Source organism: Comamonas koreensis (assembly GCF_014076495.1).
GTDB classification, from domain to species: domain Bacteria; phylum Pseudomonadota; class Gammaproteobacteria; order Burkholderiales; family Burkholderiaceae_C; genus Comamonas; species Comamonas squillarum.
Genome location: NZ_CP043575.1, coordinates 369,831 through 395,858, shown reverse-complemented (window position 1 = coordinate 395,858; position 26,028 = coordinate 369,831). Strand labels below are relative to the sequence as shown.

The window sequence follows — 26,028 nt, the reverse complement described above, 5'->3', positions numbered from 1 at the left end:
GTCAGCGATGGGCAGCGAAAATGGAGGCTGTGAAACAGCTCCTGAACACCCCACCCACAGCAGGCTTTGACGAGCCGTTCGGCATGCTGCAGGCCTGCCACGGCCGGGTGGCGCGCAGCCTGGATCTGTTGGGCCGCCTGGGTGCCTACCTGGCCGAGCAGGGCGGCGGCGATGCGCAGGGCCAGGCGCGCGATGCGGCGGCCGATGTGCAGCGCTACTTTGACCTGGCGGCGCCCTTGCACCACCAGGATGAAGAGCAGCATGTGCTGCCCGTACTGCGGGCGGCGGGGCAGGGCGCGCTGGCAGACCAGCTGCAGGCCGAGCACCGGCAGATGGAGGCGCTGTGGCCGGCGATACGGGCGGATCTGCAGGCGGTGCAAGCAGGCCATGCACCGATGGGCGGGGCGCTGGTGGCGGCCCGGCGCCGCTGGGCCGATTTTGCCGAGGTCTATACGCGCCATATCGCGGCAGAGGAGACGCAGGCCTACCCCAGCGCGCAAGCGCAATTGGAGCCAGCCGTGCAAGCCGCCATGGGGCGCGAGATGGCGCAGCGGCGCGGGGTGCGTTACCCGGAGGCGGGGCCATGAAAGGGGAACTGCAGCCAGCACGCCAGCGGCCGCTGGCCGTCAAGATCGGCGCCATTGGTTGCGCGCTGCTGCTGATGGCGCTGGTCGCGATTGGCCTGACCTTGCGGCTGACCTGGTCGCTCGAAGGCGGCGCTGCGGCCGTGAACGAAGCGGGGCGCATGCGCATGCAGACCTGGCAGCTGGCGCAGGCCTTGCCGGAGGCGAGCCCGCAGCGCCTGGCCTTGCTGATCGGCCAGCTCGACACCAGCCTGGCCTTGCTGGAAAAGGGTGATGCCGCCCGGCCGCTGTCGGTGCCGCGCGATAAGGCCTCGCGTGCCGCCCTGCAAGCTGTGCAGCAACGCTGGCAGCGGCTGCGCGCAGCCTGGCAGCAGCCGGTGACTGGCAGCCATGTGGTGCAGGCCGAGGTCACGGCCCAGCAGGCGCAGAGCTTTGTCGGCGAGGTGGACCACCTGGTCGGCCGCATCGAGCAGCAACTGGCGCGCTGGACGACCTGGCTCAACACCGCCCAGTTCGTGATGATGGCGCTGGCCATTGCTGCCGCGCTGGCGCTGCTGTATGCGGCCCAGCTGCTGGTGTTTGGGCCGCTGGCGCGGCTGCAGACGGCCCTGGCCCAGGTCGAGGCGGGCGATTTGTCGGTGCGGGTGCACGCCGATGGCGGCGATGAGTTTGGTGCGCTGGCGCGGGGCTTCAACCGCATGGCGGTGCGCCTGCAGGACCTGTATGCCAGCCTGGAGCGCCGCGTGCAGCAAAAGACCGAACACCTGCAGGCCGAACGCGCCCGCCTGGCGGTGCTGTACGACGCTGCCGCGCTGGTGGCGCGCGCCGATGCGCTGCCGGTGCTGGCCCAGGGCTTTGCGGCCCAGATGCGCAAGACGGCGCAGGCCGATGCGGTGGCGCTGCGCTGGTCGGACGAGCACAACCGCCGCTATGTGCTGCTCGCGTCCGAAGGGCTGCCCGAGGAGATGGTCGATGCCGAGCACTGCCTGCCCACCGGTGACTGCGTTTGCGGCCAGCCCCAGGCCCAGGCGCAGACCCAGCTGGTGGCGCTGCAGGATTGGCGCCGTGGCGTGCCGGCAGCGGCCGGCCGGGTCGATGCCGGGCAATGCCGGCGGGCGGGCTTTGTCAGCGTGCTGAGCGTGCCGGTGCGGCTGCATGAGCGCATGGTGGGCGAGGTGGACCTGTTCTTTCGCCAAGCCACCATGTTGGCGCCCGATGACCGTGCGCTGCTCGATGCGCTGGCCAGCCACCTGGCCGGCGGCATGGAGGGCCTGCGCGCCGACGCCTTGCAGCGCGAAGCGGCGGTGGCCGACGAGCGCGGCCTGCTGGCGCGCGAGCTGCACGACTCCATTGCGCAGAGCCTGGCGTTCTTGAAGATCCAGGCGGGGCTGTTGCGCAGCGACATGGCGCGGCTGCCCCCGGATGGCGCGCGCGTGCAGGCAACCTTGGGCGAGCTCGATACCGGCATCCGCGAAAGCCTGTCCGATGTGCGTGAGCTGCTTCTGCACTTTCGCACCCGTACCAATGCCGAGGACATCGTGCCTGCGCTGCGCACCACCTTGACCAAGTTCGAGCACCAGACCGGTCTGCCCGCGCAGCTGCAGATTGCCGGCGAAGGCATGGCGCTGCCGCCCGATGTGCAGGTGCAGGTGCTGCATGTGGTGCAGGAGGCGCTGTCCAACGTGCGCAAGCATGCGCAGGCCAGCCAGGTGTGGGTGGAGGTGGAGCAAGGCCCGCAGTGGGCGGTGGAGGTGCGCGACGATGGCCAGGGCATGGCGCAGGCCGCCCTGGCGCTGGATGAAACCCATGTGGGCCTGCGCATCATGCGCGAGCGCGCCGCTGGCATTGGTGCCAGCCTGGAGATCCATTCCGTCCCCGGGGCCGGCACCTGCGTGCGCCTGAGCCTGCCCCGCTTGCAGCCCCTGCAACCCCTTCAGCCTCTACCGACTTTTCAGCCGCCCACGGCCGCAACCTTTGCCACCTCCAGGAGCCCCGCATGACGGCAGCGCAAGCGCCTACCCCCGCGATACGCCTGCTGGTGGTGGACGACCACCCGCTCTTTCGGCGCGGTGTGATCGCGCTGCTGGCCGCCCAGTCGCAGCTGCAGGTGGTGGCCGAGGCCGGCGATGCGGGCGAGGCGCTGCGCCAGGCCGCGCAGCTACAGCCCGATGTGGTGCTGCTGGACCACCATATGCCGGGCGTGAGCGGCGTGGATCTGTTGCCGGACCTGCGCGCAGCAGCGCCGGCGGCGCGGGTGCTGGTGCTCACCGCCAGCGAAGACGCGGGCACGCTGGCGCTGGCCTTGCAGCGCGGCGCCCAGGGCTACCTGCTCAAGACGGCCGACAGCGAGGTGCTGGTGGCCGCGATCGAGCGCGCGCTGCGCGGCCAATCGACGGTGAGCATGGAGATGACCGACAAGCTGGTGAGCGCCCTGCAAAACCGGCCGCTGGAGCCGGTTGCGCCGCCGCCGGCCATGCCCGAGCCGGCCGACCCGCTGGAGCAGCTGTCGCCGCGCGAGCTGGAGATCCTGCGCGAAATTGCCGCCGGTGCCAGCAACAAGGAGATTGCGCGCAGCCTGGCCATTGCCGAGACGACGGTGAAGATCCATGTGCAGCACATTCTGCGCAAGCTGGGCCTGTCATCGCGCGTGCAGGCCGCGGTGCTGCTGACCGAGGGGCGCGGGCGTACGGGCGGCTAAGGCTGTCGCCTCAAATGCCTGGCCTGATCAAGCGCCCCGGTGGCGCTCCAGCAGCAAGGCCAAGGTCTGCCAGGCAGCCGGCTGCTCGGCCATCGCCACCGAGATGCGCAGCAAGCTCGACGGCGCCTGGCGCGGCGAGAACAGCACGCCAGGCGCCAGCAGCAGGCCATGCTCGCTGGCCTGGCGCGCCAGCAGTTCCGAATCCATGCCGCAGTCCACCCAGGCGAAGGTGCCGGCGACGGGCTCATGCACCGCGTGGCAGCCCAGCGCTTCGAGCTGGCGCAGGCAGCGGTGGCGCGCCTTGTCCACCCGCTCGCGCAGCCGGTCCACATGCTTGCGGTAGCTGCCATCGGCCAGGATGCGGTGCACGATCTGCTCGCTGGGCAGGGCGGAGGTCAGGCCCCCCAGCAGCTTCAGATCGGTCAGCTGGTGGATGAACTCGGGGCGCGCGGCCACATAGCCCACGCGCAAGCCGCCTGACAGTGTTTTGGAATAGCCGCCCACCAGCAGCACGCGCTGCAGCCGGTCCATGGCGGCCAGGCGCAAGGGCATATTGCCCAGGTACTCGGAATAGGTGTCGTCCTCGACCAGCAGAAAATCATGCCGCTCGGCAATGCGCAGCACCTCGTGCGCCACGCCGGCCGACAGGCTCAGCCCGGTGGGGTTGTGCACGGCGGTGTTGAGGATAAAGAGCTTGGGCTGGTGCTGCGCGGCCAGTGCCTGCAGCGCCTGCACATCGGGGCCGCCGGGCAGGCGCGGCACCCCCACCACGTTGACCCCCATGGTGTTGAGGCGGCCAAAGATCAGGAACCAGCCCGGGTCCTCGACCAGCACGGTGTCGCCGGGCTGCAAAAAGCAGCGCACGATCAGGTCCAGCCCGTGGGTGACGCCGCTCACCGTCATCAGCTGGGTTTCGGGGTGGGCCGGCACTTCTTGCGCCTGCAAGGTCGATGCGATCTGGCGGCGCAGCGGCGCCAGGCCCTGGGGCAGGCCATAGCCCAGCAGGCTGCGCTCGGCACGCAGGCCTTGCTTCAAGATGGCGCGCAACGCGCCGCTGATCAGTCCCTCGTCCATCCAGCTGGCCGGCAGGCAGCCGGCGCTGCCGGTGTGGCCGGAGCCATCGGCATCCTCGCGGAAGATACCGCGCAGCAGGTAGGAGGTATCAAAGGCCGCGCCCTGGGCCAGGCTGGCCGCAGGGGCTGCGGCCGCCTCGGCCAGCGCGCGCTGGGCACAGACAAAAAAGCCCGCACCCCGGCGCGACTGCACCAGGCCCTGCGCGGCCAGCCGGTCATAGGCTTGCACGACGGTGTCGCGGCTCACCCCCGCCTGCTCGGCCAGCGCCCGCACCGACGGCAGGCGCATGCCCGCGCGCAGCCCATGGTTGCGGATGCGGTCGCTGAAATGCGCCACCAGCTGCTCGACCAGGGAGGCGCTGCCGGTGCGCACCGGCTGCCATCCCCAGGCGGCCGCTGCCAGCGGAGGGGCGCTGGGGCTGGGGGCAGCGGTATCGGTATCGGCGAAAGCGGCAGCGGGCGAAAGTGTCTGGGTCATAAGAGCAGGCCAATTCTTGAAGTGGCTAGATAAAGTGTACCGGTACTGTACTGCATGGCAGCGTTAGCATGGCAGCAGCTTTTCTTTTCTCCTTTTTTCTGTAGCTTGCCATGTCTGTTTTGCCCGAAACCACCGCCTTTGTGTTGCCCCTGGCCCTGTTCGCCTTTGTCAGCTCGGTCACGCCAGGCCCCAACAATGTGATGCTGACGGCCTCGGGCGCGAGCTTTGGCTACCGTCGCACGGTGCCGCATATGCTGGGCATCAGCCTCGGGGTGGTGGCCATGCTGCTGCTGGTGGGCCTGGGCCTGGGCGTGGCCTTTGAGCGCGAGCCGCGCCTCTACACCTGGCTCAAGTACCTGGGCGCCGCCTACCTGCTGTGGCTGGCCTGGAAGATTGCCCGCTCCGGCCAGGCGGGTGCCGAGCAGGCGGCTGCGCAACCTTTTGGCTTTTGGCAGGCCGCTGCCTTCCAGTGGGTCAACCCCAAGGCCTGGATCATGGCCATCGGCATTGTGGCCACCTACACCCCGCGCGATGGCTATGCCGCCAACCTGCTGCTTGCCGCGCTGGTGCTGGGCCTGGTGAACTACCCCAGCGTCAGCGTCTGGACCTTGTTTGGCAGCGCCGTGGGCCGCGCGCTGCGCACACCCCGGGCGCTGCAGCGCTTCAACTGGTGCATGGCGGCGCTGCTGGTGCTGTCGCTCTACCCCGTGTTGGAGGGCTGATCGTTGGCGAAAGGGTCATGTAGCTGGCTCAGGGTTCGCCCGGCATGCAGGCCCGGCGCCCGCTCGCTACAATGGTTCTCAGCCTTTGCATTGGAGAGAGCCCATGTCCAGCCCGCACACCGACGCCGACACCGAACACCCGCCGATGGATACCGTGGAAGCCATTGTTCCGCTGATGCCGGTGGTGCTGCCCGTGGTGGGCGCGCTGATGATGTTCCTGCTGGCCTTTATCGCCGTCTACATGGCCTGAGCGCTGCGCGCAAACCGCGCTCCAGCTCTTGTTGCTGAACCCGCCGCTGGCGGGTTTTTTGTTGCCTGCCGCTCCCTCGCGATGGCTGGCGATAGCTGACGCGGCCCCGCGCTGCTGTGGCCGCTTGGCGACGCCGGGCCCAGCGCCACCTGCGCGACAGAAGGCTTGCCAAAGAAACCGGTATCAATACAGTTATGCATTTCGTCATGCGTCAAATGCATAGATGTTGAGACTGAAAATCACCGTTTTGGGGGCCGACTGCTAAAATCGCCAGTCCAGCGTAGGCATTTTTGCGCACAGGCATGGCGCCTTGTCCGACGTTGTGGAGACGGTTTTTCAAAAATGGGTTGCTGTCGGCCAGGGGGCTTGTCGCAGCGGTTTTTGATGAACCGTTTACAACTTTGAAAGCCTTCCCATGAACGCAAACATCCAGGCCGGTGTCGCCATTCAGGCCCCCGACTACGTCAAGAACCCCAAGCTCATCGCCTGGGTGGCCGATATGGCCGCGCTGTGCAAGCCCGATGCCGTCTACTGGTGCGATGGCAGCCAGGAAGAATACGACCGCCTCTGCCAGCAACTGGTCGATGCCGGCACCTTCAAGAAGCTCAACCCCGCCAAGCGCCCCGGCAGCTTTCTGGCCTGGTCCGATCCCTCGGACGTGGCCCGCGTGGAAGACCGCACCTACATCTGCTCGGCCAAGAAGGAAGATGCCGGCCCGACCAACAACTGGATGGAACCTGCCCAGATGCGCTCGACTCTACAGCCGCTGTTTGACGGTTGTATGAAGGGCCGCACCATGTATGTGGTGCCGTTCTCGATGGGCCCGCTGGGCTCGCCCATTGCCCACGTGGGCATCGAGCTGTCCGACAGCGCCTATGTCGCGGTCAACATGAAGATCATGACCCGCATGGGCCGCGCCGTGTACGACGTGATCGGCAGCGATGGTGCATTTGTGCCCTGCGTGCACACCATCGGCGCGCCGCTGCAGGCCGGCGAAAAGGACACCACCAGCTGGCCTTGCAACAAGACCAAGTACATCGTGCACTACCCCGAGACGCGCGAAATCTGGTCCTACGGTTCGGGCTACGGCGGCAATGCGCTGCTGGGCAAGAAGTGCTTTGCGCTGCGCATCGCCTCCACCATGGGCCGCGACCAGGGCTGGCTGGCCGAGCACATGCTGATTCTGGGCGTGCAAAATCCCCAGGGCAAAAAGTACCACGTGGCCGCCGCTTTCCCCAGCGCCTGCGGCAAGACCAATTTCTCGATGCTGGTGCCGCCCACCGGCTTTGAAGGCTGGAAGGTCACCACCATCGGCGACGACATCGCCTGGATTAAGCCCCAGGCCGACGGCTCGCTGCGCGCCATCAACCCCGAAGCCGGCTACTTTGGCGTGGCCCCCGGCACCAACTACCACACCAACCCCAACTGCATGGCCAGTTTGGACAAGAACGTGATCTTCACCAACGTCGCGCTGACCGATGACGGCGATGTGTGGTGGGAAGGCATGGAAAAGGACAGCGGCCAGCTGCCCGACCACCTGATTGACTGGCAAGGCAAGGACTGGACGCCCCAGATCGCCAAGGAAACCGGCGCCAAGGCCGCCCACCCCAATGCCCGCTTCACCGTCGCTGCCACCAACAACCCGGCGCTCGACGAAGCCTGGGACGACCCCAAGGGCGTGAAGATCGATGCCTTCATCTTTGGCGGCCGCCGCTCGACCACCGTGCCGCTGGTGACCGAGGCGCGCAACTGGAAGGAAGGCGTCTACATGGCTGCGACCATGGGCTCGGAAACCACCGCTGCCGCCTTTGGCGCGCAAGGCGTGGTGCGCCGCGATCCATTCGCGATGCTGCCTTTCATGGGCTACAACATGAGCGACTACTTCGCCCACTGGCTGAACCTGGGCGACAAGCTCGAAGCCGCTGGCGCGCAGCTGCCCAAGATCTACACCACCAACTGGTTCCGCAAGGATGCCGCTGGCAAGTTCGTCTGGCCTGGCTACGGTGAGAACATGCGCGTGCTCAAGTGGATGCTCGACCGCCTCGAAGGCCAGGTGCAGGGCACGCAGACCGCCTTTGGCGTGGCACCGCAGTACGCCGAGATCAACTGGACCGGCCTGGACTTCAATGCCGAGCAGTTCAAGACCGTCACCAACATCGACACCGCCGTCTGGACCGAAGAGCTGGCATCGCACCAGACCCATTTCGACCACCTGGCCCAGCGCCTGCCCCAGGCCTTGCTGGACATCAAGGCCGATCTGGAAAAGCGCCTGGCCGCTGCCTGATCGGTAGCTCACGAGGTCGCTGGTAGCACTGCTGCCAGTGGCTGGGATAGCGAAAGACAACAAAACCCCGCATGTTTCAGGCATGCGGGGTTTTGTTTTGTGGGAGTGGCGGGCCTTACACCCGCTGGGGCTCAGCGTCAGCGCATCGGTAGGACTGTGGTTTGTTGCATACAGTCGGCACCGCTGAGGGCAGGAAAGCGCTTGCCAACCTTCTTCCAGGCACCTGCCGCTTGTGCTGGCGGAGGTGTTTAGCGATGCCAAGCTGCTGATCCGCTATGGATGGGGGCGACCACCGACAACAAAAAAGCCACGGCATGCCGTGGCTCTTGAAAAGGCAGATCGTGGCTGCCGGCGCTGGGGCTCTGGAGGACCCCCGGCGTTGATCAGTAGTTCTTGTGGTAGAACGAAACCGCTGCGTCGCTCATGGCGCGGTTCAGGTCAGCCATCACGCGGCTGTCTTGCAGGGCCACTTGCCAGGTCTTGTCGTCTTCCAGGGCGCGGCGGTGGCCTTCGTCCCAGCTGCGGCGAGCGGCGCGCAGGCTGCTGCTCAGGTTGCGGGCAGGGGCAGCGAGCAGGGCGATGGCGACAAAGGCGACGGCCCACAGCAGGGCCCAGCCAGCGATCCAGTGGCTGCCGCCAGCGACGGAGTCCACCAGGCGGGTGGCAACCACCAGCACGGCAGCGACCAGCGCGGCCAGCATCAACGATGCGCCAACGCCCTTGGTGCCGAAGGTGGTCTTGAGATGTTCAGCAGCACGTTCCACACGCAGAACGCCCGTGTGCTCGGTAGCCATGTCAGTGTGTACAAAACTGTTGGTCATGATGGATGTCTTTGGGATTAATGCTTCTTTGAAGCGATGAACGAAGTATAGGGTTTACCCTAGACGTTCTCAAATTTATCTTTTGAATCTGTATCATTCATGTCAGTGATGTATTGCGGTTCGCCCAGCGCTGCAAAGGATTGAAAATGCTGCCCCACCAATTTCGGCACCTGGACCTGAACCTCTTGCGTGTATTCGACGAGGTGATGAATGAGCGCAGCCTGACCCGGGCGGCCGACAAGCTGGCCATCACCCAGCCGGCAGTCAGCAATGCGATGCGGCGCCTGCGCGAGGCGCTGCATGACGAGCTTTTGGTGCGCAGCGGCCAGGGTGTGGAGCCCACACCGCTGGCCAATGCGCTGTGGCCGGTGGTGCGCGAATCGCTGGCGCGCCTGCAGGCCAGCTTTGCGCCTGAGCGCTTTGACCCCGCCCATGCGACCCAGGCCTTTGTCGTGGCGATGGCCGATGCCACCGCCGCCACCTTGCTGCCCAGCCTGATGCACATTCTGGAGACCGAGGCACCAGGCGTCTCTGTGCATGTGCAACCACTCACTACCCGTGATCCGCGCGAGGAGCTGGACGCCGAGACGGCGGACCTGGCCGTGGGCTATTTCCCCTTTGTGCTCGCCGAGATGACGGCGCGCGCCCAGTCGGGGGACCTGGTGGATTTCGAGAGCCGGCGCCTCTATGACGGCGAATACCTCTGCGTGATGCGCAAGGACCATCCTTTGAGTGAGGGCTTGCTGACTTTGGAGCGCTACTGCGATGCACGCCATATGCTGGTGAGCTTTTCCGGCCAGCCCTTTGGCTTTTTGGACGAGGCGCTGGCATCGATCGGCCGCAAGCGCCGGGTGGTGCTGACGGTGAACCAGTACTTCACCGCCGCGCGCGTGGTGGCGCGCACCGACCTGCTGACCGTTTTGCCGCGTCACTTTGTGCCTGCCACCGGCATCGCCGATCTGCTGGCCTTCCAGCCGCTGCCGCTGCGCGTCGAGGCCGTGCATGTGGATGCGCTGTGGCGCAGCCGCAGCGGGCATATTCCGCCCTCGGCGCTGGAATGGATGCTGCATGCACTGGAGCGCTCGGCCCGGGCGGCTTTTCCTGACCTGGAATTACCGATGTAGCGGGCTGCAAGGCGCTAAAGCCCATGGTAGGCTAGGCGACCATGCACCTGCAAATTCTGTCCGACCTGCATCTGGAGACCCACCCCCATTTCCGTGCCCAGCCTGCGCCCGGCGCCCAGTTGCTGGTGCTGGCCGGCGACATTGGCTCCTACCAGAATGGCTCGATGCTGGACGATAAGGATTTTGGCCTCACCCAGTTCAGCCCGCAGCAGGCTGGCGGCCATTGGCCCGAGCCGGTAATCCTGGTGCCTGGCAACCACGAGTTTGACAACCAGGATTTCGATGCCGCCCGGCTGCGCCTGCGTGCCAGCTGCGAAAAGTTGGGCATCACGATGCTGGACTGCGACACCCTGATCATCGACGGCGTGCGCTTTATCGGCACCACACTCTGGTCCGACTACGACGCCATTGCCCTGCACAACGGCGTGACCGAGCTGGGCGCGCTGATGAAGCAGCGCGAGAAGGCCTTCAAGGCCGCGAACTTTTACTTGACCAAGGCCCAGATGCAGCGCAACGGCCAGCCCTTTTTGGCCGCCGAGATGCGCGACGAAGCGCTGCGCTGCCAGGAATGGCTGCGCGCCGCACTGGCCGAGCCCTTTGATGGCAAAACCGTCGTCATCACCCACTTTGCGCCCAGCCTGCGCAGCGCCGATCCGCGCTATGGGCTGACGCCCGGAACCGCCGGTTTTTGCAATGTGCTCGATGACCTGCTGCCCTATGCCGACCTCTGGATCCACGGCCACCTGCATGCGCCCAGCGATTACCTGGCCAAAGGCCAGCACAGCGATGGCCGCCCCTGGCAATGCCGGGTCGTGGCCAACCCGCTGGGCTATGCGCGCAAGGGTGAGCAGGAGAGCTTCAATCCGCATTGCCTGGTGGCGGTGTAGCCAGGGTCGCTCCACTTCTGGCATTCCCTCCGTCAAGCCAAAGCCCAAGGGTTTTTACCTAAATTTGTCGCCGCGCCTGATGCATATCAATGCCCGTTTGACGGTAAATCTATAAGCTGATACACATGATTTAGCCTGTAAAGCGCGTTCTCGCTGATGGAGCGCGGGTTTGCCAGGCCACAGTCCAGCGTTGGTGGCGCCACCGGTGTTGGGTCCCTCACCCCTTTTTTGAAGGAGTCAAGGCATGCGTATTTTGTTGGCCGTTGATGGCAGCCCCTACACCCAGAAGATGCTCGATTACCTGGCAGCGCACGCAGAGTGGCTGACGCCCAACCACCATTACACGGTGCTCACGGTGCAGCCCCTGCTGCCGCCCCGGGCCGCCAAGGCCTTGGGCAAGGCGCTGGTGGACGACTACCACAGCGAAGAGGCGCAGAAGGTGCTGGTGCCGGTGCAGGAGTTTCTGGCCGCCCACCAGGTGAAGGCCGTGGCCGAGACTGCCGTAGGCCCGATCTCCCAGACCATTGCCGAGACGGCCGATAAGGGCGGCTATGACCTGCTGATCATGGGCACCCGCGGCCATGGTGCGCTGGCCAAGCTGGTGCTGGGCTCGGTGGCGACCCAAGTGCTGGCCGAGAGCAAGCTGCCGGTATTGCTGATTCGGTAAATGGATCAGATCATGCGTCTGTCATTTGCTATTCACCATATAGCAATACTTGGCGCGGATACTGCGCATGCAATGGATGTCACTGATGAGGGAGGGATGGAACCACCGGTGCGATGAATGCCTGTGGACATCCGGAAACTGCTTGCATCCCCCTGGGGGTGCAGGCAGTTTTTTTATGCCTTGACCATGGCGCGAGCGGCCGCCGTGGGCGGCGCCAGGCTGCTCTTGGCGCTGTGCACCATCGCGTCGCTCAGGGCGCCCAGCAAGGCCGACTGCAGGTTCCAGCAGTGCCAGTACAGGTCGACGCGCAGCACCTGGGTCTCGGCCACATTGACCAGGCGGCCATCGGCGAGGTAGGGGCGGGCCAGCAGCTCGGGCACCACGCCCACGCCCCAGCCAGCGGCCACGGCGCGCACCTGAGCTTCGGAGTTGGGCACATAGAGCTGGTGCAGGCCGACGGTCTTGAGGCCCATCGCGCGGGCGACAAACACGCGCTGCATGTCGTCCTTGCGGTTGTAGCTCAAAAACGGCAGGTGCTTGAAGTTGCTGCGGTTGATTCCTTGCGGCACATGCTGCTGGGCAAAGGCGGGCGATGCCACGGCGATGTAGTGCATTGCGCCCAGCGCGGTCACGCGGCAGCCGCGCAGCGCCTGCGGCATGGTGGTGACGCAGCCGAGCACCTCGCCGGTGCGCAGCAGCTCCAAGGTGTGGTCCTGGTCGTCGGTGATGATCTCCAGCGGCAGCTGCTGCAGCGCGATGTCCTGCAGTGCATCGAGCGCCCAGGTGGCAATGCTGTCGGCATTGATGGCAATCGAGATGGCCTCGTCATGCGCATTGCGGCGCATGGTGTGGGGCAGCAGGCTGTGCAGCTCCTGCTCCAGGTCGGTGCGCAGCAGCCGCAGCTGCTGGGTGTGCTTGAGCAGCAGCTGGCCGGCAGCGGTGGGCCGCAGCGGGCGGCTGCGCACCACCAGCACCGAGCCGATCTGTGCCTCTAGCGCACGCAGCCGCTGCGAGACGGCCGATTGCGTCACATTCAGGCGCAGCGCGGCCTTCTCGAAACCGCCTTCTTCAATCACGGCGGCCAGGCATTCCAGCGCGACAGGGTCCAGGTTGCTCATGGGGCTCCAGTATTAGTAGAACTGATGAATCCTGAAGAAGTTTAATTGCACTTTATGTTACAGCCAAGATGCCAGACACTGAGAGGCATGAAAGTCATCATCCTCGGCGCCGGAATCATCGGCACCAGCACTGCCTGGCATCTGCTGCAACTCGGCCACGACGTCACCGTCGTGGATCGCCAACCGGACGCGGCGCTGGAGACCAGCTATGCCAATGCCGCGCAGATCTCGGTGAGCTACTGCGAGCCCTGGGCCAACAAGCATGCCCCGCTCAAGGCGCTCAAGTGGATGTTCGACAAGGAGGCGCCGCTGCTGCTGCGCCCGCATGCCGATCCGCAGCAATGGCGCTGGCTCACGCAGTTTCTGGCCGAGTGCAATGACCGCTCCTTTGCCCGCAATGTGCAGCAGATCGTTGCGCTCGGTGCCTACAGCCACAACGCCTTGAAGGCCGTGGTGGCCCAGACCGGCATCCAGTTCAACCGGCTCGAGCGCGGCATTGCCCACTTCTTCACCAGCGACGAAGCGGTGCAGGATGCGCAGATGGCCGTCGACCTGATGCGCCAGTACGGTGTGAACCGCCGCATGGTCAGCACCGAAGAGTTTTTGAAGATCGAGCCCGCCTTCAAGCCCTATGCCGCGCATATCAAGGGCGGCACCTTTACCGAGAGCGACGAGAGCGGCGATGCGCGCGTGTTCACGCAAAAGCTCGCCCAGCTCTGCGCCCAGGGCGGTGTGCAGTTTCTCTACAACCACCGTGTCGAGCGGCTGAATGTGGCCGGTGGCGCGATCGACTCGGTCACCGTGCGCGCCACCGCAGCGGGCGCAGACAGCAGCCCGCGCACCTTGCAGGGTGATGCCGTCATCGTCGCCTGCGGCAGCTATACCGCGCCGCTGTTGCGCACCGTGGGCCTGAATGTGGCCATCTATCCGGGCAAGGGTTACAGCGCCACCTTGCCGATCTTGAAGCCTGAGGCCGCGCCCTTTGTCAGCTGCATTGACGATGGCAACAAGCTGGCGATGAGCCGCCTGGGCAACCAGCTGCGCGTGGCCGGCACGATCGAGCTCAACGGTTTTGACAGCTCGCTGGACAGCCCCCTGGCCAAGGCCCGCTGCCACATGCTGGCGCGCCGCATCGAGGAGCTGATGCCCGGCGTCTGCGACACCCGCCTGCCTGAGCAGGGCGGCAACCCGCAGTTCTGGACCGGCCTGCGCCCCGCTACGCCCACCAATATTCCGTTCATCGGCCGCACCAAGATCGGCAAGCTCTGGATCAATGCCGGCCACGGCACCTTGGGCTGGACCCATGGCGCCGGCAGCGGCAAGGCGATGGCCGAGCTGGTGAGCGGGCGCATGCCGGAGATGCGCTTTGGCTTCTATGGCTTCGAGAGCGACAGCAAGCGCCAGACTGCCGTCGCTGTGTAAAGGTCTCACAGCACCGTGAAAAAAGGGCCGCACACTGTGCGGCCCTTTGGCGTTTATATCGCGGACGGATCAGGCGTCCAGACGCACCAGCCAGCCGTGGCGGTCCGGGGCGCGGCCGTACTGGATATCGGTCAGTTCCTTGCGCAGGGCCATCGTGACTTCGCCAGCGGGGGCCGACAGGTCGCCCACCGAGAAGCCCTCGCCCTTGAGCTGGCCGATGGGGGTGATCACGGCAGCGGTACCGCAGGCAAACACTTCGGTGATCTCACCGGAGGCCACACCCTGCTTCCACTCGTCAACGGCGATCTTGCGCTCTTCGACCACCATGCCACGGTCGCGTGCCAGTTGCAGCAGCGAGTCGCGGGTGATGCCTTCCAGAATGCTGCCCGACAGCGCAGGCGTGACCAGCTTGTTTTGCTTGCCGTAGACCAGGAACACGTTCATGCCGCCCAGCTCTTCGAGGTACTTGCCTTCGGCAGGATCGAGGAACAGCACCTGCGAGCAGCCGTTGTCCTGGGCTTGCTGCTGGGGCAGCAGCGAAGCGGCATAGTTGCCGCCGCACTTGGCAGCGCCGGTGCCGCCCTTGGCCGCGCGGGCATAGTCGGTCGACAGCCAGATCGCCACGGGCGCCACGCCCTTGGCAAAGTAGGGGCCGGCGGGGCAGGCGATCACGTAGTAGGTGGCCTTGTGGGCGCTGCGCACGCCCAGGAACACTTCGTCACCGATCATGAAGGGGCGCAGGTACAGGCTCGCTTCGTTGCCGCTGGGCACCCAGTCCTTGTCCACGGCGATGATTTGCTTGAGCGATTCGACAAAAACATCGACCGGCAGCTCCGGCAGCGCCAGGCGGCGGGCGGAGCGTTGCAGGCGCTCGGCATTGGCCTGGGGGCGGAAGGTCCAGACCGAGCCATCGGCATGGCGGTAGGCCTTGATGCCTTCAAAGATTTCCTGGCCGTAGTGCAGCACGGCAGCGGCGGGGTCCAGCGCAATCGGGCCGTACGGGGTCACGGCCGCATCGCGCCAGCCGCCCTCTTTGTCCCAGTGCACCGAGACCATGTGGTCGGTGAAGTGCAGACCAAAACCCGGGTTGTCCAGAATCTTGGCGCGCTCTTGGGCGCTGCGTGGCTGGCTCGATGGGGTGACGGCAAAGGTCAGGGAAGAGGGGGACACGGGACTAATCCTTCAGTTGGCAACAGGGACAGCAGCGTCCTGTGGGGAGCCGCTGCCGATCATGGTGGCCGTCCGCCAGCCTGGAGAGGCTCCAGGAAAGTGACGGGCTGCACGCCAAACCCCATAGCATGCCAGTTTTTTGCCCCGGTGGCGCCCAGCGGGCTGCATTGCCAGGATGGCAAGTCAACCACCTGCAGAGGCAAACCGCCGCCGCAGGCGCCGGATTTACGGGTTTTTCCTAGTGCACCGTGGCGCGCTGGGTCGCCAAAAAGTCGAGCAGCAGGCCTTCGAAGGCATCGGGGCTCTCCAGCTGGGGCCAGTGGCCAACGCCCTCCAGACGGGCATGCCGAGCGTCGGGCAGTTGGTCTGCCAGCGCCTGCATGCGCTGGGGTGGCATGCAGACATCCTGGCCGCCGCTCACCAGCAGGCAGCGCTGGCTGAGGTGGGGCAGGCGCTCGGCCAGGGTGCTGGGGCCGGCCAGCATCTCCAGCATGCGGCCATAGGCCAGCGGCTGGATCTGGGTGATCGCGTGGCGCGCCAGCTGCAGCCCTTCGGGCAAGGCCTGCTGGCCCGATTGCAGCTGCACCAGCAGCTCGGCAAAGCGCTGCATCTGCACCGCCTCGGTGCTGGCCTGCTGCTGGCACTGGGCCAGCAATTGCTGGCGCGTCTGCACCCAGTGCTGCTGGCTGTCCGCCTCCAGCGCCGGGCCGCCGGCCACCAGGGTCAGGCTGCGCACGCGAGTGGGGTGGCGCAGGGCCAGCTCGGCGGCCACCATCGCGCCCATGCCATGGCCGACGATATGGGCGCGGCCAATCTTCAGCGCTTCGAGCAGGCCATCCGCCGTGGCGGCCAGCGCCTTCAGGCTGTAGCCGCCATAGGGTGGCGGGTTGGCATGGTAGCCAGGCATGTCCCAGGCGATCGCGCGGTAGCCCTGGCTGGCGAGCAGCTCCACCTGCGGGGCAAAGCCCAGGTGGTCGGTGTCGGCATCGTGGAGCATCAGCACCGTCGGGCCACTGCCGAGCATCGCGAAGTTGGGAATCAAGGACATAGGTTTGCTTCTCGCCGTGTATTTCCCCTGCAGATGCGGCCCGCCTGCCTTGTTTTCAAGCACCTACGCGCGCAGGGGCCTCGCCCCCTGGCCGATAATGACCCCATCCATGCTTTTGACGGCATGGCGTCTGCCCCTGCCGTCTGCCTGCCCCGTGAACCGCTCCCTCCCCCCTGAACACCTGCAATCGCCTGTTTCTGCCTCGTTTTCCGAACGTGAGTTTCGCAATGCGCTGGGCCAGTTCGCCACCGGGGTGGCTGTGGTCACGGCACTGGCGCCCGATGGCAACAAGGTCGGGCTGACGATCAGCTCCTTCAATTCCGCATCGCTCACCCCGCCACTGGTGCTGTGGAGCCTGATGAAAACCGCCTCGTCAATGCCGGTGTTCGAGACCGTGAGCCACTACGCGATCAATGTGATGGGCGCGCACCAGAAGGAGCTGGCCCTGCAGTTCAGCCGCAAGGGCATCGACCGCTGGGCGGGCGTGGAGTATGAAGTGGGCGTGACCGGCGTGCCGCTGCTCGCGGGCGCCATTGCCAGCTTTGAGTGCCGCAACGGCCCGCACCATGATGCGGGCGACCATGTGATCCTCGTTGGCGAGGTTGCGCACTGCCAGCATGTGGTGGGCGTGCCGCCGCTGCTCTACCACGGTGGCAATTTCTACACCGAGCAGCTGATCTAATCTGCGCTGCAGGCAACAAAAAACGACCCGAGGGTCGTTTTTTGCTGGGCGGGGGCGCTGCTTACTTCTCGACGAAGGCGCGCTCGACGACAAAGTCGCCGGGTGTCGAGGTATTGCCTTCCTTGAAGCCCTTGGCTTCAAGCAGTTCCTTCAGCTCAGCGAGCATCGCGGGGCTGCCGCAGAGCATCACGCGGTCGGTGTCCGGGTTCAGTTCGGGCAGGCCGATGTTCTGCGGGAAGGTGCCGGCGGTGATCTGGTTGGAGATACGGCCCTGGTTGCGGAAAGGCTCGCGCGTCACCGTCGGGTAGTAGACCAGCTTGTCCTTGACGATTTCGCCGAGGAACTCGTGGTTGGGCAGCTCTTCTTCGAGCAGCTGCTGGTAGGCCAGCTCCTGGACCTGGCGCACGCCGTGCACCACAACGACCTTTTCGAAGTGGTCATAGGTCTCGGGGTCGCGCGCCACCGACAGCCAGGGCGCCAGGCCCGTGCCGGTGCCGATCAAATACAGGTTCTTGCCCGGCAGCAGGTAATCGACCAGCAAGGTGCCCGTGGGCTTTTTGCCGACGATGATGGTGTCACCCACCTGGATGTGCTGGAGCTTGCTGGTCAGCGGGCCTTCATCGACCTTGATCGACAGGAACTCCAGGTGCTCCTCGTAGTTGGGGCTGGCGATGGAATAGGCGCGCAGCAGGTTCTTGCCATCGACCTTCAGGCCAATCATCGTGAAGTGGCCGCTGGAAAAACGCAGCGCGGGATCACGGGTGGTCGTGAAGGAGAACAAACGATCGGTCCAGTGGTGAACAGACAGGACACGTTCTTCGAGAAAGGCGCTCATAGCAGTGCAGTAGTCAGTTGGTCTTGTGTATATCTATAAACGCTATTGTTCACTATTCATACAACTTAAACGTCATATGGACATATCGGCGCGTTGTGAGCGGGGTTTTTAGCCAATAAGCGAAGGCTGCGCAGCCCTGAAACACTCAAGCGGATGGTCCGGTGTGCGCTGCATTCTGATGTTTGGCTGTGGCCGCCACTAAATCGCGGAGCCACACGCAACCCGGATCTTCGTGGCTGCGTTCATGCCACAGCATGCGATAGCCAAAGCCGGGCAGTTCAAGCGGTGGCTTCAAAAGCCGGAGGCCATTGGTGTCCGCAAGCGCAGTCGCGACCCGCGTGGGCAGGGTGACGATCAAATCCGAGGCAGCACTGACCAGGCCCGCCGTGGCAAAGTAGGGGAGCCACAGAGCGATATGCCGTTTCTGGTGACAGGCAGCCAGGGCATCATCCACTTCGCCCGTCCGCCCACCAAAGATGCTGACCAGCGCGTGCGGCCACGCGACAAACTCTTCCAGACTGAGCACCTCGTCTGCGCGCGCCTCTTGGTTTACCAGCAAGGGGTGGTTTGTTCGCAGCACGCAGGAATAGGTCTCCCGAAACAGCGGGCGGGTTCTCAGCGTGCCCGCAACCGGATCGTCGCTGTACAGAACGAAGTCCACCTGGCCCGCATTGAGCAGCTCAAAAACCGCATCGGAAAACGGGATCACTTCGATGCCGGCCAAAGGGGCTTGTTGTGCGAAAGCTTGCATCAAGCTGGGCAGCACCGCGACTGCGCCGTAGTCGGTGGTAGCAACGCTGAACACGCGCCTGGTGGTGGCCGGGTCAAACACTGCGGGTGCTACACATTCTTCCAGCTGGTGCAGCAATGCGGCAAGCGGTGCCGACAGCGCTTGCGCACGCAACGTGGGTGCCATGCCTCCAGCCACCCGTACCAGCAGTTTGTCGCCCAGTTGCAGACGCAGCTTGGCCAGCGCTCGGCTCACCGCAGGCTGGCTCATATGCAATCGCTCTGCCGTTCTGGTAACACTGCCTGTGTCCAAAAGCACACGCAGCACCACCAGCAAATTGAGGTCAATACGCCTAATATCCATTTCGCGCATAACCAAGATTCTAACTATTCATTAGGAGAAATATACGCCTTCGCCAACACTTCGAACCCTTGCAAATGGCAAAGAAAGTCAAGTCCCATGTCCTTTCCAAGTATCTTCAGCAGCGTTGCCCTGATCGCTGGCCTCACCGCTGGCAATGCCCAGGCTGCTGCTCCCGCCTCTCAGGCTGACTCTCGCGCGGCCTTCCAAACCCAGGCCTGGGGTGCCAGCGGCCGCATTGCCAACACGCACTATGCGGTCGAGCAGGTGCGGTTCCTGTCGCAAGGCACCGAAATCGTTGGCAACCTGTTGCTGCCCAGTGGGCATGTGGGGCCTCGACCTGCGGTGGCGGTGATGGGCCCCGTCGGCTTTGTCAAAGAGCAATCACCGATGCAATACGCTACACGGCTGGCGCGGGAAGGCTTTGTGGTGCTGGTGTTTGACCCGCGTTACCACGGCGAAAGCGCCGGCACGCCAAGGCGGCTGGAGAGCGGAGCGGCCAAGACGCAGGACCTGCAAGCAGCGTTGGAGTATCTCGCCCAGCGGGCGGAGGTGGACAGCGCGGCGCTGCATCTGCTGGGTATCTGCCAGGGCGTGAACTGGGCGGTGGATGCTGCCATCACCGAGCCGCGCGTGCGGTCGGTGGCGCTGGTGGCCGGGCACTACCTCACGCCCCAGACGGCATTGATGTACCTGGGCAGCGAGCAGGAGATCGAGCGCCGCGCCGCACGCTCACAGGCTGCCCTAAAGCAGTTTCAGGAATCCGGTGCCGTGGATTACATCCCGGTCGTCTCGGAGCGGACCACTCCGCCCAACCCGGATGCACTGCTGAAGGCGTCTGCGGTTCAGCAGTTCTACAGCCGCTGGGCCGACCGGCATGCGTTCTGGAACTTCCATGGTCTGTGGGAAAACCGGATCGCCATGATGTCGGAGGCTGGCATCTGGGGGCACCGCGCCGATCAGGCCATGGCCAAGCTCAGCACCCCCACGCTGATGGTGCATGCGGACCGTGCGGCAAGCGGGCCTGACATCCCACGGCGGCTGTTTGCATCCATTCCTGCGGCCAGCAAGGAACTCGTCTGGCTCGGCCAGGAAAACCAGATGCAGTTCTACGAAGACCCCATCACGCTCGACCGCGTGACACCGGAACTCACGCGTTTCTATCACTCCCAGACCGTCCGTACCAGGTGAATGTCTAGAAATTATCCAGGATATTGGAGATCGAGGTCGCCGCCAGCAGCACATGGGGCAGCAGCTCGGCCTCGGCCTTGGCCGTGCCCCAGCGGGTGGAGGGGGCCGAGATGGTAATGGCGCCAATGGGCACACCGCCCCGGCCGGTAATGGCGGCGGCCACCGAGATATCGCCCACCACAGTCTGGTTCTGCACAATCGCATAACCGTCGCGCTCGGCGTCTTCAATGCGGCGCAGCAGCTCCTCGGGGTCGGTCATGGTCTGGGCGGTAATCTTGACCAGCGGGGTCGATTCGATCAGGCGCAGGCGCTCGTCCATCGGCAGCTTGGCCATCATCGCGCGGCCCGAGGCGGTATAGGCCGCAGGCAGGCGCGAGCCCACGGCAAAGTCCGAGTTGTAGATGTAGCGGCCCGGCACCTTGGCAATAAAGACCACCTCGTTGCCATCCATCTCCTGCAGGTTCGAGGTCTCGCCCAGGGTGTGGGTCATCTCGATCAGATAAGGGTAGGCGCGCTCGACGATGCGTTGCGAGCGCAGGTAGTTGTAGGACAGGCGCAGCACCTCAGGCGCGAGCGTGTAGAGGTTGGAGCCAGGCAGTCGCCGGATGTAGCGCAGTTTTTCCAGGGTGAAGATGATGCGCTGGGTGGCACTGCGGTCGAGCTGGGCGGCGCGGGCAATCTCGGCGAGCGACATCTCGCGGTGGGTGTCGCGAAAGGCCTCCAGCACCTGGAAGGCCTTGGCCAGCGAGCCGACAAACAATGAGGATTCACGGGCGGTGGGTTCAACGCTTGCTACGGGCTCGGCAATGCTGTGTGTGGTTTTAGGCATCGTAAAAAGCGGCTGTCTCGGGTCACTGTCTAGTATTTTTGCAGAAAGGTCGCGTCCAGGCTCGTGGCCTGCGGGGCGCCCAGCAATCGGAGGGTGGTCTCCAGCTCGGTGCGCAGTATCTCCAGCACTTCGGCCACGCCCTGGGGCCCGCGCGAGGCCAGTCCGTAGAGGGGCGCGCGCCCCAGCAGAACGGCATCGGCCCCCAGCGCCCGGGCTTTGGCGATGTCACTGCCGCGGCGCACCCCGCCATCGACAAAGATATGCATCTTGCCATGAACGGCGTCGGCAATCTGCGGCAGTTGCGCCATGGGCGCGGGTGCGCACTCCAGCTGGCGCCCGCCGTGGTTGCTGACCACGATGCCATCGGCGCCCGCCTGCAGCGCGCGCCGGGCATCCTGGGCGCTGAGCAGGCCCTTGACGATGACCGGGCCCTGCCAGTGGCGCCGCACCCAGGCCAGGTCTTCCCAGCGCAGGGCCATGTCCATCTCGCGGCTCATCGCGGCGGCCTGCTTCTGGATATTGCTCTCCACCCCGGCGCTGCGCGCCAGGTTGACCAGCTGCGGCGAGCCGCCCTGGCGCAGCATGCGCAGGCACCAGCGCGGGTGGCTGAGCAAATCGGCCAGCAGCCTGGGCGTCCAGGGCACGGGCATGCGAAAGCCGTTGCGCACATCGTGGTCGCGCTTGCCATGCACCATGGTGTCCACGGTCAGCATCAGCGCGCTAAAGCCCGCCGCCTGCGCGCGCGCCATCATGCTCTGCGCAATGCGCCGGTCCTTTTGCACATAGAGCTGCAGCCACAGATCGCCCGGGCTGGCGGCGCGCACATCCTCCAACAGCGACGTGGAGGCGGTCGACATCACAAAGGGCAGGCCGGCGGCATGCGCTGCGCGGGCCAGCACCTGCTCGGCCTGGGGCCAGTACAGGCCGTTGAGCCCGGTGGGCCCGACAAAGGCCGGCATGGCCTGCTTGCGGCCAAACAAGGTGATGCTGGTGTCCACCTGGCTGACATCGACCATGGCGCGCGGCAAGAAGGTGACATCGCCCCAGGAGGCGAGGTTACGTGCCATGCTGCGGCCGTCTTCGGCGCCGCCTTCGAGGTAGTCAAAGGCAAAGCGGGACAGGCGCTGGCGGGCCAGCACGCGGTAGTCTTTGATGGCGGGCAGCATCGCGGGTGCCCGGTCAGGCCAGCTGGCGCTCGGCCTGCAGCCGCACTGTCAGCGCCTGGCGCAGGCGGGCGGACAGATCGGGGTTGCAATCGACCAGCGGGGCCAGCAGGTGCGGGGCCTGCACACCCACCAGGTCCCAGACCGACTTCATCGGGCCGGGGTTGGTTTCGGCAAAAGCCAGGTCCAAGAGGCCAATCAGCTCCTGGTGCAGGGCCAGCGCTTCTTCGGTCTTGCCGCTGGTCAGCAGCGCGTACATGCGGGTCCAGGTCTTGGGCAGCAGGTTGGCCGTCACGATGATGCCGCCCTGGGCGCCGCAGAGCATCTGCGCGGGGAAGATGGTGTCCTCGCCGCTCAGCACCGCAAAGCTGGCATCCACGCCCTGGACCACCTTGAGGAAGTGGTACATGTCGGTGTTGCAGGCCTTCATGCCGATGATGTTCTCGTGGCGCGAGAGCTCGTGCAGCACTTCGGGCGCAATCGAGATGCGGGTGCGGTAAGGGATCTCGTAGATCACCACGGGCAGCGGCGAGGCATCGGCATAGCGCATGAAGTAGTCGCGGATGCCTTGCTGCGATGGCGTGGTGTAGTACGGTGTGAGCAGCATCAGCGCGTCGGCGCCGGCATCGGCCAGCGCCTGGCCCGAGGCAATGGCGTCGTGGTAGCCGGGGTCGAGCACGCCGGCCAGCACCGGCAGGTCGGCGGCCTGGTGCTCGCGCACCGTGGCCACCATGCGGGCCCGCTCGGCGCGCGACAGGGCGCCGTACTCGCCGGTGCCACCCAGCGGCACGGTGCCGCTGATGCCGCTGCCTTGCAGGTGGGCGAGCAGCGCACGCACGGCCTGGGTGTCGATCTGGCCGTCGGCGGTCACGGGCGTGGCCAGTGCCGGGAAGATGCCGCGGAGTTGCTCAGAGGTGATACGTGTAGTCATGGTTCATCAATTCAAAGAAGCGGCGGAGCGGCGACGCAGCCAGTCCGCACAGGTGATCAAAATGCCGATGAAGGCGAACAGGCAGGTCGAGACGGCGGCGATCACCGGCGAGATCTGCAATGTCACTTCATCCCAGAACTGCTTGGGCAGGGTGGAGCTCAGGCCCCCCGAGGCAAACAGCGAGATGGTCAGCTCGTCAAACGAGGTGGCAAAGGCAAACAGGAAGGACGAGGTCAGGCCGGCGGCAATGATCGGGAAGGTCACGTAGCGCAAGGTCTGCCAGGGGCGCGCGCCCAGGCTCTGGGCGGCCATGTCCAGGCGCGTGTCGTAGTTGCGCAGCACGGCCATCATCGTCATCACCACATAGGGGATGGCGATGACGGTATGGCCCAGCACCAGGCCCAGCGAGGTGCCCACCAGGCCCACCTTGGAGAAGAAATAGAACATTCCCACGGCAATGATCATGCGCGGGATGATCAGCGGCGACAGCACAAAGGCCAGCAGCAAGGCCTTGCCGCGCATCTGGCCGCGCACCAGCAAGAAGGCCACTGGCGTGCCCACAGCCATGGCGGCCAGCGCGGCAAAAAAGCCCACGACAAAGCTGCGCACGGTGGCGTTGATCCACAGCGGCGAGGCCAGCATGTCCTGGTAGTGCTGCAGGGTAAAGCCCTGGGGCGGCCAGTTCAGGCCCGATTTGTCGGCAAACGAGATGGGGATCATCAAGAGCGCAGGCACGCTCAGGAACACCAAGAGGGCCACCACGCTGGCGCGCAGCACGAAGGAATCCCCCTGCTGCAGATCGCGTTTGCGCGAGCGCGGCACCAGCGCAATCAGCCGGTCGCTGATGCTGCCGAGCAGGCCCAGCACCATCTCGGACAGCTGGCGCATGAAACCGCTGCTGTGGTTGCTCTTGTCCGACTGCGCGCCCGTCATCGTCGACAGACCCAGCACCTTGTCATAGATCGCAAACACGATCAGCACGACGATCAGCAGCAGCACCGAGATGGCGCCGGCAAAGCCCCAGTTCATCACCTGCATCACCTGCTCGATGATCAGCTGGGTGATCATGGTCTCCTTGCGGCCACCCAGCAGCTGCGGCACGATGAAAAAGCCCACGGCGGTGACAAAGACCATGATCGCGCCCGCAGCCACGCCGGGCATGGACAGAGGAAAGTACACGCGCCAGAACGCCGTGCCCGGGCGGGCACCCAAGGTGAGCGCGGCACGCGGCAGGTTGCGGTCGATGTTCTCCATCACCGAGAGCATGGTCAGCACGGCCAGCGGCATCAGCGCATGGACCATGCCCACGAGCACGGCGCCAAAGCTGTAGAGCATGTTCGACGGCGCATCCTGCAGGCCCAGCGCCAGCAGCAGCTGGTTGGCCAGGCCATTGCGGCCCAGCACAACGATCCAGGCGAAGGCGCGCACCAGAAAGCTGGTCCAGAACGACAGCAGAATCCAGAACACCCAGCGGCTTTTCTTATCCTTTTGCAGCGACGAGACCAGGTAGGCAATCGGGTAGCCGCCCACGATGGACAAGAGCGCCGTGACCAGCGAGATCTTCAAGGTGATCCACATGGTATCCAGGTAGACCGAAGAGCTGAACAGCTGGCTGTAGTTGTTCCACTTGAAGCTGCCGTCGCTGTAGATGCTCAGCAGCAGCAATTGGCCCACGGGGTAGACCAGCAGCACCAGAAACAGCATGACCAGCGGTGCGGCCATCATCAGCGGCCTCACCCAGGCGGCGCGGGGGGTGGCGGCGCTGTTCATGCGGGCTCCGGCACGGCGACGGCGTCGCTGCTGGACCAGCCAAAGTCCAAGGTGCTGCCCACTGCGTGGTCATGCTTGGCAATGGAGGTGGGGAAGGACAGCACCACCGGCTCGGTGCTGAGTGCAGGCGCCTTCAGGTAGAGCTTGGTGAGGCTGCCGGTGATCATCGTATCGAGCAGCTGGCCGCTGAAGCGCTCGCTGGCGCCCTGGGCCGCAGCGGCGGCGGCCATGTTCTGCGGGCGCACCATCACGCAGACCTTGGCGCCGGTGGCCAGCGGCTGGTCGGCCGAGGCCAGCAGCTCGGTGTTGGTGCCGTTCAAGGCGACGCGGGCCTGGCCGGCCTGGCTGGCAACGACGGTGCCCTTGAACAGATTGCTCTCGCCCAGAAAATCGGCCACAAAGGGCGTGCGCGGGCGGAAGTACAGGTCTGCGGGCGAGCCCAGCTGCTCGATGCGGCCGCCGTTCATCAGGCAGATGCGGTCCGACATGGTCATCGCCTCTTCCTGGTCGTGGGTCACATAGACGATGGTGGTGCCGGCCTCGCGGTGGATGCGCTTGATCTCCAGCTGCATGTGTTCGCGCAGCTTCTTGTCCAGGGCGCCCAGGGGCTCGTCCATCAGCACAATCGAGGGCTTGTAGACCAGGCAGCGCGCCAGTGCAATGCGCTGCTGCTGGCCGCCCGACAACTCTTTGGGAAAACGCTGCGCCACATGGGGCAGGTGCACCAGCTCCAGCGCCTCCATGGCGCGCTTCATCGCGGTGGCGCGGTCGAGCTTGCGCATCTTCAGCGGAAAGGCGATGTTCTCGGCAATCGTCATGTGCGGGAACAGCGCATAGTTCTGGAACACCATGCCGATGTCGCGCTCATAGGGCGCGCCATAGGTCACATCCTTGCCGTTGATCAGCAGCTGGCCGCCATCGGGCACGGACAGGCCGGCGATCATGCTCAGCAAGGTGGTCTTGCCCGAGCCCGAAGGGCCCAGCAAGGTCAGGAACTCGCCCTCGGGCACTTCCAGGTTGGTAGGGTGCAGCGCGACAAAGGAGCCATAGCGCTTGGTCAAGCCCGCAATCGACAGTTTTATATTCTTCATTTCAATCTTCTCCATTGCACCGTGCTGCAACGAATCAACCTGGTGGTGCCTGTGCTGAGGCTGGCACGGTGTGCCGTGCCTCAGCAGGCTTGGTCATCAC

General features: G+C 65.2%; 24 protein-coding genes. 12 read left to right on the top strand and 12 right to left on the bottom strand.

Annotated elements, in window-relative coordinates; all coding sequences use genetic code 11:
• Positions 1 to 29 precede the first annotated feature (29 nt).
• Genes F0Q04_RS01915 through F0Q04_RS01905 form a run of 3 tightly spaced genes read left to right on the top strand, consistent with a single transcriptional unit; the run spans position 30 to position 3,282 of the window.
• On the top strand, positions 30 to 587 hold the full coding sequence (locus tag F0Q04_RS01915) for a hemerythrin domain-containing protein (protein ID WP_232539481.1): 558 nt from the start codon (positions 30 to 32) through the stop codon (positions 585 to 587).
• Entirely contained in the window at positions 584 to 2,584 is a 2,001-nt protein-coding gene (locus F0Q04_RS01910) for a type IV pili methyl-accepting chemotaxis transducer N-terminal domain-containing protein (RefSeq protein WP_182344181.1), read from the top strand. The genes F0Q04_RS01915 and F0Q04_RS01910 overlap by 4 nt, the downstream gene beginning before the upstream one ends.
• A complete protein-coding gene (locus F0Q04_RS01905; RefSeq protein WP_182344179.1) occupies positions 2,581 to 3,282 on the top strand; it encodes a response regulator in 702 nt (233 codons plus the stop codon). Before F0Q04_RS01910 ends, F0Q04_RS01905 begins: the two co-directional genes overlap by 4 nt.
• Positions 3,283 to 3,309: 27 nt before the next feature.
• Here F0Q04_RS01905 and F0Q04_RS01900 read toward each other — a convergent pair whose 3' ends face one another.
• Complete coding sequence (locus tag F0Q04_RS01900; RefSeq protein ID WP_182344177.1) at positions 3,310 to 4,833, bottom strand: PLP-dependent aminotransferase family protein; 1,524 nt, start codon at positions 4,831 to 4,833, stop codon at positions 3,310 to 3,312.
• 110 nt (positions 4,834 to 4,943) lie between these two features.
• On the opposite strand from F0Q04_RS01900, the gene F0Q04_RS01895 reads away from it, so the two are divergent.
• The 3 genes from F0Q04_RS01895 (at position 4,944) to F0Q04_RS01885 (ending at position 8,089) form a co-directional block, all read left to right on the top strand.
• Positions 4,944 to 5,555: a LysE family translocator gene (locus F0Q04_RS01895; RefSeq protein WP_182344174.1), complete on the top strand. Its 612-nt coding sequence runs from the start codon at positions 4,944 to 4,946 to the stop codon at positions 5,553 to 5,555.
• Positions 5,556 to 5,658: 103 nt separating this feature from the next.
• The gene (locus tag F0Q04_RS01890) at positions 5,659 to 5,805 is read left to right on the top strand and encodes a hypothetical protein (RefSeq protein WP_165841246.1); all 147 of its coding nucleotides are present in this window, start codon (positions 5,659 to 5,661) and stop codon (positions 5,803 to 5,805) included.
• A 415-nt stretch (positions 5,806 to 6,220) separates the two neighbouring features.
• Positions 6,221 to 8,089 (top strand): phosphoenolpyruvate carboxykinase (GTP), encoded by a 1,869-nt coding sequence (locus F0Q04_RS01885; RefSeq protein ID WP_116927622.1) that lies wholly within the window; start codon positions 6,221 to 6,223, stop codon positions 8,087 to 8,089.
• A gap of 383 nt (positions 8,090 to 8,472) precedes the next feature.
• Here F0Q04_RS01885 and F0Q04_RS01880 read toward each other — a convergent pair whose 3' ends face one another.
• Positions 8,473 to 8,910 (bottom strand): hypothetical protein, encoded by a 438-nt coding sequence (locus tag F0Q04_RS01880; RefSeq protein WP_021029029.1) that lies wholly within the window; start codon positions 8,908 to 8,910, stop codon positions 8,473 to 8,475.
• 146 nt (positions 8,911 to 9,056) lie between these two features.
• Here F0Q04_RS01880 and F0Q04_RS01875 point away from each other — a divergent pair, with 146 nt between their 5' ends.
• The 3 genes from F0Q04_RS01875 to F0Q04_RS01865 all read left to right on the top strand — a co-directional run bounded on the left by F0Q04_RS01875 (position 9,057) and on the right by F0Q04_RS01865 (position 11,588).
• Positions 9,057 to 10,034: a LysR family transcriptional regulator gene (locus F0Q04_RS01875; RefSeq protein WP_116927621.1), complete on the top strand. Its 978-nt coding sequence runs from the start codon at positions 9,057 to 9,059 to the stop codon at positions 10,032 to 10,034.
• Between the two features lie 41 nt (positions 10,035 to 10,075).
• Positions 10,076 to 10,921 (top strand): metallophosphoesterase, encoded by an 846-nt coding sequence (locus F0Q04_RS01870; RefSeq protein ID WP_116927620.1) that lies wholly within the window; start codon positions 10,076 to 10,078, stop codon positions 10,919 to 10,921.
• A 244-nt stretch (positions 10,922 to 11,165) separates the two neighbouring features.
• Positions 11,166 to 11,588 (top strand): universal stress protein, encoded by a 423-nt coding sequence (locus F0Q04_RS01865; protein ID WP_021029032.1) that lies wholly within the window; start codon positions 11,166 to 11,168, stop codon positions 11,586 to 11,588.
• 173 nt (positions 11,589 to 11,761) lie between these two features.
• On the opposite strand, the gene F0Q04_RS01860 is transcribed toward F0Q04_RS01865, so the two are convergent.
• Complete coding sequence (locus tag F0Q04_RS01860; RefSeq protein WP_116927618.1) at positions 11,762 to 12,706, bottom strand: LysR family transcriptional regulator ArgP; 945 nt, start codon at positions 12,704 to 12,706, stop codon at positions 11,762 to 11,764.
• 87 nt (positions 12,707 to 12,793) lie between these two features.
• Here F0Q04_RS01860 and F0Q04_RS01855 point away from each other — a divergent pair, with 87 nt between their 5' ends.
• Positions 12,794 to 14,128 carry a D-amino acid dehydrogenase gene (locus F0Q04_RS01855; protein WP_232539480.1) on the top strand — a complete coding sequence of 445 codons (1,335 nt, stop codon included), beginning with the start codon at positions 12,794 to 12,796 and terminating at the stop codon, positions 14,126 to 14,128.
• Positions 14,129 to 14,197: 69 nt separating this feature from the next.
• Here the strand turns inward: F0Q04_RS01855 and F0Q04_RS01850 are convergent, their stop codons facing one another.
• Positions 14,198 to 15,298 (bottom strand): branched-chain amino acid aminotransferase, encoded by a 1,101-nt coding sequence (locus F0Q04_RS01850; RefSeq protein ID WP_182344170.1) that lies wholly within the window; start codon positions 15,296 to 15,298, stop codon positions 14,198 to 14,200.
• Between the two features lie 238 nt (positions 15,299 to 15,536).
• Complete coding sequence (locus F0Q04_RS01845; protein WP_116927615.1) at positions 15,537 to 16,346, bottom strand: alpha/beta fold hydrolase; 810 nt, start codon at positions 16,344 to 16,346, stop codon at positions 15,537 to 15,539.
• A 154-nt stretch (positions 16,347 to 16,500) separates the two neighbouring features.
• Here F0Q04_RS01845 and F0Q04_RS01840 point away from each other — a divergent pair, with 154 nt between their 5' ends.
• The gene (locus tag F0Q04_RS01840; protein WP_021029037.1) at positions 16,501 to 17,028 is read left to right on the top strand and encodes a flavin reductase family protein; all 528 of its coding nucleotides are present in this window, start codon (positions 16,501 to 16,503) and stop codon (positions 17,026 to 17,028) included.
• A 61-nt stretch (positions 17,029 to 17,089) separates the two neighbouring features.
• Here the strand turns inward: F0Q04_RS01840 and F0Q04_RS01835 are convergent, their stop codons facing one another.
• Positions 17,090 to 17,863, bottom strand: a complete 774-nt coding sequence (locus F0Q04_RS01835; protein ID WP_182344168.1) for a ferredoxin--NADP reductase — start codon at positions 17,861 to 17,863, stop codon at positions 17,090 to 17,092.
• 145 nt (positions 17,864 to 18,008) lie between these two features.
• Entirely contained in the window at positions 18,009 to 18,965 is a 957-nt protein-coding gene (locus F0Q04_RS01830) for a LysR family transcriptional regulator (RefSeq protein WP_133248229.1), read from the bottom strand.
• A gap of 87 nt (positions 18,966 to 19,052) precedes the next feature.
• Here F0Q04_RS01830 and F0Q04_RS01825 point away from each other — a divergent pair, with 87 nt between their 5' ends.
• Positions 19,053 to 20,144, top strand: a complete 1,092-nt coding sequence (locus F0Q04_RS01825) for an alpha/beta hydrolase (protein WP_182344166.1) — start codon at positions 19,053 to 19,055, stop codon at positions 20,142 to 20,144.
• A gap of 4 nt (positions 20,145 to 20,148) precedes the next feature.
• Here the strand turns inward: F0Q04_RS01825 and F0Q04_RS01820 are convergent, their stop codons facing one another.
• Genes F0Q04_RS01820 through F0Q04_RS01800 form a run of 5 tightly spaced genes read right to left on the bottom strand, consistent with a single transcriptional unit; the run spans position 20,149 to position 25,928 of the window.
• Entirely contained in the window at positions 20,149 to 20,973 is an 825-nt protein-coding gene (locus tag F0Q04_RS01820) for an IclR family transcriptional regulator (RefSeq protein WP_116927611.1), read from the bottom strand.
• Between the two features lie 29 nt (positions 20,974 to 21,002).
• Positions 21,003 to 22,139, bottom strand: coding sequence for an alpha-hydroxy acid oxidase (locus F0Q04_RS01815; protein ID WP_182344164.1), 1,137 nt, complete (start codon positions 22,137 to 22,139; stop codon positions 21,003 to 21,005).
• Positions 22,140 to 22,152: 13 nt separating this feature from the next.
• The gene (gene dapA / locus F0Q04_RS01810) at positions 22,153 to 23,067 is read right to left on the bottom strand and encodes a 4-hydroxy-tetrahydrodipicolinate synthase (protein WP_182344162.1); all 915 of its coding nucleotides are present in this window, start codon (positions 23,065 to 23,067) and stop codon (positions 22,153 to 22,155) included.
• A 6-nt stretch (positions 23,068 to 23,073) separates the two neighbouring features.
• On the bottom strand, positions 23,074 to 24,837 hold the full coding sequence (locus F0Q04_RS01805) for an ABC transporter permease subunit (RefSeq protein WP_182344160.1): 1,764 nt from the start codon (positions 24,835 to 24,837) through the stop codon (positions 23,074 to 23,076).
• Positions 24,834 to 25,928, bottom strand: a complete 1,095-nt coding sequence (locus F0Q04_RS01800; protein ID WP_182344158.1) for an ABC transporter ATP-binding protein — start codon at positions 25,926 to 25,928, stop codon at positions 24,834 to 24,836. The genes F0Q04_RS01805 and F0Q04_RS01800 overlap by 4 nt, the downstream gene beginning before the upstream one ends.
• Positions 25,929 to 26,028: the final 100 nt, after the last annotated feature.